We start from the raw sequence: 5,067 nt of genomic DNA on the forward strand, positions 1-5,067 counted from the left end.
TGATGCTAAGGGTTTTTTGCGTTTGTGGCTAAGCGAGGCTAATCATGGTTAAAGTGCGGTTTTGAGAGCGCTGTGGAGTGTCATTAGATTACAAAAATACCCCACAGCAGCCACAGTGGGGTAAAAAAGGCAAAATGAAAAAAATAGTGCGGTCAAACCGCACTTGGGTTAATGTAATGATTTTCCGGCTTGGTTTAATATTTGACATTCCCAACCATTGTATTCACCAGCGTATTCCTCGGCTTGCAGCTCAAATTCTTCGACCAAATTAAAAATACTATCATCATCTAAAGCGGATTCATGTTGCAATGTGACTAAATAAAATACTTCATCATCATATTCAACAGGCTTGTCGGTATATTGTATGTTGAATAGCGATTGTTGGGCGTAAAAATCAATAAATTCTTCCATCAGCTCTCTATTTTCAAATTGAAACTTGTGAGTGATAGCATGTAATAGTGAAAGATCCTCTCCCTCTTGATGAAGCAGTGCTAATGTTTCTACAGTGGCATTTAATTTCATTTCTAATGAGGACGGAAGTAGAAAATCATAGTATAAATCACAGTTTGGATCACTTTGACTGACAATCTCATCGATATGATCTAATTTCATTTGCTGCAACTGGGAATGAAAGCTCTCGCTGTGTTTAGTATAAAAATAGAGTGTAACTTTATTTTGCAAAAGAATATAACCAACGAATAAGCTTTCGCCAATTGACATTAATGGTAGCAATGTTTGTGATAATTGATCTAACTGTGCCTGCTCATAGATAGCTTCAGTAGAATTAAACGCAAAAGGAATTGAAAAATGAGTGACATATGGGTATAAATGGGTATCCAGTTTTTCAGTAATATTTAAGTTTACGGTGATTATGGCTTCCGTTCCTTTAATTAAAGTACGATAAGTTTGCCAACTATTTTTCGATTCCATAATGAATTACCTATTTAAATGAAGCCCAAATCGGTGCATGATCAGAGGGTTTTTCCATTGCTCGAATTTCCAAATCAATACCAGTTTCAACGCAATGTTGTGAAAGTGCGGTATTGGCAAGAATTAAGTCGATGCGTAAGCCGCGATTTTCATCAAAACCTTTAGAACGATAGTCAAACCACGAGAATTTATCATTCGCTTCTGGATGCTGCTGCCGGAAGGTATCGATCAGACCAATGCTTAACAGACGTTGTAACCACGCGCGCTCTTCCGGGAGAAATGAACACTTGCCAGTACGCAGCCAGCGCTTACGGTTTTCTTCACCTATCCCAATATCTAAATCCGTTGGGCTGATATTCATATCACCCATCAAAATAACTTGATTTTCAGACGGAAGATGGTTTTCTAGATAGTCTTGTAAATCGGCATAAAATTTTTCTTTAGCCGGAAATTTGGTTTCATGGTCGCGACTTTCGCCTTGTGGAAAATAACCGTTAATAACGGTTAGTGTGCCATATGCTGTTGCCAAATCTGCCATGATAATCCGCTTTTGTGCTGATTCTGTGTCGCCAGGGAAGCCACGGCGTACTGCTAACGGTTGTTGTTTACAAAGTAAAGCGACACCATAATGTCCTTTTTGACCATGATGAAAAATATGGTAGCCTAAATGTTCAACTAAATGATAGGGAAAATCTTCATCGGAGACTTTAATTTCTTGCAAACCAATAATATCAGGTTGGTGTTTGCTGACAATTGCTTCTAATTGTGCTGGTCTAGCTCTTAATCCATTGATGTTAAATGATAAAAATTTCATATATTCCTATTTATCTAATTTAAAATAAAAATTTTAACAGAATTTAGTTATGCTGTCTGGTTTTCTCGTGTGCTTTTTTACTGAGTAAATTTGTATTTAATCATTGCCTTAAATTTGTTAAAATATCGCCAGTTTTTTATACCAAAAGGTTGAAATATGTTCAAAAAAAACAAAATAAGCAATTTATATTGTTTGGCAGGTCTGATTTTTTCGGTGTCTGTTTTCGCAGAGCAAACCGCTACTGAAACAGTAGCAGGACAGACTACTGAAACGCTGTTGCAAACGGTAAATCCAACACAACAGGTTGTGGCGGAAGCAGTACAAACCGTTGAGGCCGTGCAGCCGGAAGTTGATGTTAATATCGCTGAAAGTGCGGTTGTCGATGAAGCGCAAATTGCCGCTGCCTTACAGGCACAACAAAAACTACAACAACTTTTAGCCGGAACTCCGGTTCAGTTTGAAGCGGCTTTGGCAGATTTATATGCGGCTAACGAATTTGCCCCGATTTGGACAGACAAAACTGCTGAAAAAGCGTTTTTGCAACAGTATGTGGTTTGGGTATTGAGTGGTGTTTCTGCTATTTCGGCGGAGCAATTAGCGCTTATCAGTCGTACAGATGGTGTTATGCAGCGTGATATTTTACTAAGTGATGCGTTTTTAAACTATTTGCACTATCAAGAGAATTTGAAAAAATATTCGACCAAATGGCTGTATGGTAATAGTGGGTATAAAGCCGCATTACCTAGCCAACTTGGTTTAGAAAATTGGAAGAAAGCTATCACTGATGGCCGTTTAGCTGCGTTTGTTCAACACTTAGCGCCAACTAATAAACAATATCAGCAAACTGCCGATAAAGTATTAGTTTCATTGCCGGATAATATGGGTAGCTCGGTGACGGTCAATGAAACCTTGAAGCCGGGTGTGCGTTCAGCAGATGTTAAAAATTTGGCGATACTTTTGCAAAGTAAAGGTTTCCTCAGCGCTGATTATTCTGCTAATGATGATATTTATGGTGATGAATTGTTAGCTGCGGTAAAAGGTTTTCAAGCGAAAAACGGCTTAACAGCGGACGGTATTGTCGGGGCAGGAACGCGTAATGTGTTAAATCAGAATTTGAGCAATAATTTATATAAATTATCGATTAATGCTCAGCGCTTAGGATTATTGCCAAACAAAACTGACGGTATTTTCGTTAATATCCCGACTTACCAACTATATTATTATCGTGATGGACAGTTGGTATTACAGTCGAAAGTGATTGTCGGTAAAAAAGATCGCCAAACTCCGGTGATGTACAGCCGTTTGAGTAATGTGGTGGTTAATCCACCATGGAATGCGCCAGTACGGAATATCAATCAAGATATTATTCCGAAAGTGCGGCAAGATCCAAGTTATATTTATCGTAAAGGCTACACTATTATTGACGGACAAGGTAGAACGATTGACCCTTATACCATTGATTGGGAGAACATGACGGCAAAAAATTTCCCATACCGTTTGCGTCAAGCACCGGGTGGTGACAGTACTTTAGGCAGCTATAAGTTCAATATGCCGAGCAGTGATGCCATCTATTTACACGATACACCATCAAAAGGTTTGTTTGCGCGTAATGACCGAGCGTTGAGCTCAGGCTGTGTTCGGGTGCATAAATCCGATGAGCTGGCGAGTTTGCTGCTGGGCGAGAACGGTTGGAGTGCTGAGCGCAAAAACCAAGTGCTTGCCAGTAAGAAAACCACATCAGCTAACTTAAGTAAACGTGATGATGTTTATCTCTATTATGTTACGGCGTGGGTGGATAACGGCAAAATTCATACGGTGCCGGATATTTATGGCCATGATAAAAAATTGGCAAAAACCGATGTAAATTGGAAGGCAATTAAACAAATATTACTTTAAAGCCGATTAATTTGAGACATCGCTCTGAAAATCACAAAAAAGCTATTGAACAATAGCTTTTTTTATGTTTTCCTAAGTCGTTTCATTAAAACTGAACTTATGCTCTTTTTTGTCGTCGAAGTAAGAGCATTATTTATTCCAATTTAAGAATCTTAACTTATCGTAATATTATGACTGAAATTAATCATCAACGCCGTCGCTGGCTGGCATTGGGTGGAGTGGTATTAGGTGCTGCACTTTTGCCGAGTGAAGTCTTGGCAGCAGTGTCTACACCAAAACCGCGAGTGCTCACTTTTAGAAATATCAATACCGGTGAACGTCTGACTTCTCAGCTAAAAAATGGCAAAATTGCGAATGCAGTCGATTTGAAAAAATTGGATCATCTGCTACGCGATCGCCGTACCCAACAAATTCATCGCATCGAACCGCAGCTGTTCAGCAAGCTTTATCAGATTCAGGGTAATTTAGGACTTCGCAATACCGAAATCCAAATTATCTGTGGTTATCGAGCACCGGCAACTAATGCCGCAATGAATGCTCGCAGTCGTGGTGTGGCGAAAAATAGTTATCATACTCGTGGACAAGCGATTGATTTCCGGATTGACGGCATTTCATTGGCGAAAGTGCGTAAAGTGGCGACTAGCTTAAATAATGGTGGCGTTGGGTATTACCCGCGTAGTAACTTTGTGCATATTGATACTGGCCCTAACCGCACTTGGAGCGGTAGCTAAACGGCGGTGATGTCATGCATGTTGAAATTCTACCCGTTACCGCTTTTCAGCAAAACTGCTCAATTATTTGGGATGAGCAGAGAAATGCTGCAATCATCGATCCCGGTGGTGAAGCTGAGAAGTTAATTGAGTTTATTGAAACGCAACAGCTTCAGTTAGAAAAAATCCTGCTGACGCACGGGCATTTAGATCATGTTGGTGCTGCCAATCGGCTGAAACAGCATTTTCAAGTGGAAATTTGGGGGCCTAATAGTGCCGACCAATTTCTATTTGACTCGCTACCGGCGCAGTCACAACGTTTCGGTTTAGCGGAAATAGCCGTATTTTATCCCGATCATTGGTTGGATAAGGAAGGGGAGATCATCACTGTTGGTGATATGAATTTTGAAATTCTTCATCTGCCGGGTCATACTCCCGGACATATTGGTTTTATCGAACAGCAAAAAAATATTGCGTTTAGCGGTGATGTGCTGTTCTACAACAGTGTCGGACGCACCGATTTTCCGCGCGGTGATCATCAACAGCTGTTGTCTTCAATTAGGCAAAAGCTGTTTAAATTAAATGACGAGATGATCGTGATTGCCGGGCATGGTCCTGCGACTAAAATCGGTCTTGAAAAACAGAATAATCCTTTTATAAAAAACTGATATTGGCTACTTGAACCGCACTTAAAGTGCGGTTCAGACTGCTGACAAA

The 5,067-nt window shown here is 40.1% G+C and carries 5 protein-coding genes; 3 read left to right on the forward strand and 2 right to left on the reverse strand.

The window, feature by feature from the left end:
• Positions 1-168: 168 nt before the first annotated feature.
• Both FHQ30_RS05995 and xthA read right to left on the reverse strand, forming a co-directional pair.
• Complete coding sequence (locus tag FHQ30_RS05995; protein WP_139609454.1) at positions 169-930, reverse strand: TIGR01619 family protein; 762 nt, start codon at positions 928-930, stop codon at positions 169-171.
• A 10-nt stretch (positions 931-940) separates the two neighbouring features.
• Complete coding sequence (gene xthA, locus FHQ30_RS06000) at positions 941-1,744, reverse strand: exodeoxyribonuclease III (RefSeq protein ID WP_139612348.1); 804 nt, start codon at positions 1,742-1,744, stop codon at positions 941-943.
• Between the two features lie 156 nt (positions 1,745-1,900).
• Here xthA and FHQ30_RS06005 point away from each other — a divergent pair, with 156 nt between their 5' ends.
• The 3 genes from FHQ30_RS06005 to FHQ30_RS06015 all read left to right on the forward strand — a co-directional run bounded on the left by FHQ30_RS06005 (position 1,901) and on the right by FHQ30_RS06015 (position 5,018).
• On the forward strand, positions 1,901-3,640 hold the full coding sequence (locus tag FHQ30_RS06005; protein WP_267963896.1) for a L,D-transpeptidase family protein: 1,740 nt from the start codon (positions 1,901-1,903) through the stop codon (positions 3,638-3,640).
• Between the two features lie 170 nt (positions 3,641-3,810).
• Entirely contained in the window at positions 3,811-4,371 is a 561-nt protein-coding gene (gene mepK, locus FHQ30_RS06010) for a peptidoglycan L,D-endopeptidase MepK (protein WP_132967940.1), read from the forward strand.
• A 14-nt stretch (positions 4,372-4,385) separates the two neighbouring features.
• The gene (locus FHQ30_RS06015; RefSeq protein WP_139612331.1) at positions 4,386-5,018 is read left to right on the forward strand and encodes an MBL fold metallo-hydrolase; all 633 of its coding nucleotides are present in this window, start codon (positions 4,386-4,388) and stop codon (positions 5,016-5,018) included.
• Positions 5,019-5,067: the final 49 nt, after the last annotated feature.

This window comes from Testudinibacter sp. 'clade 2' (genome assembly GCF_006227735.1).
Taxonomy (GTDB): domain Bacteria; phylum Pseudomonadota; class Gammaproteobacteria; order Enterobacterales; family Pasteurellaceae; genus Chelonobacter.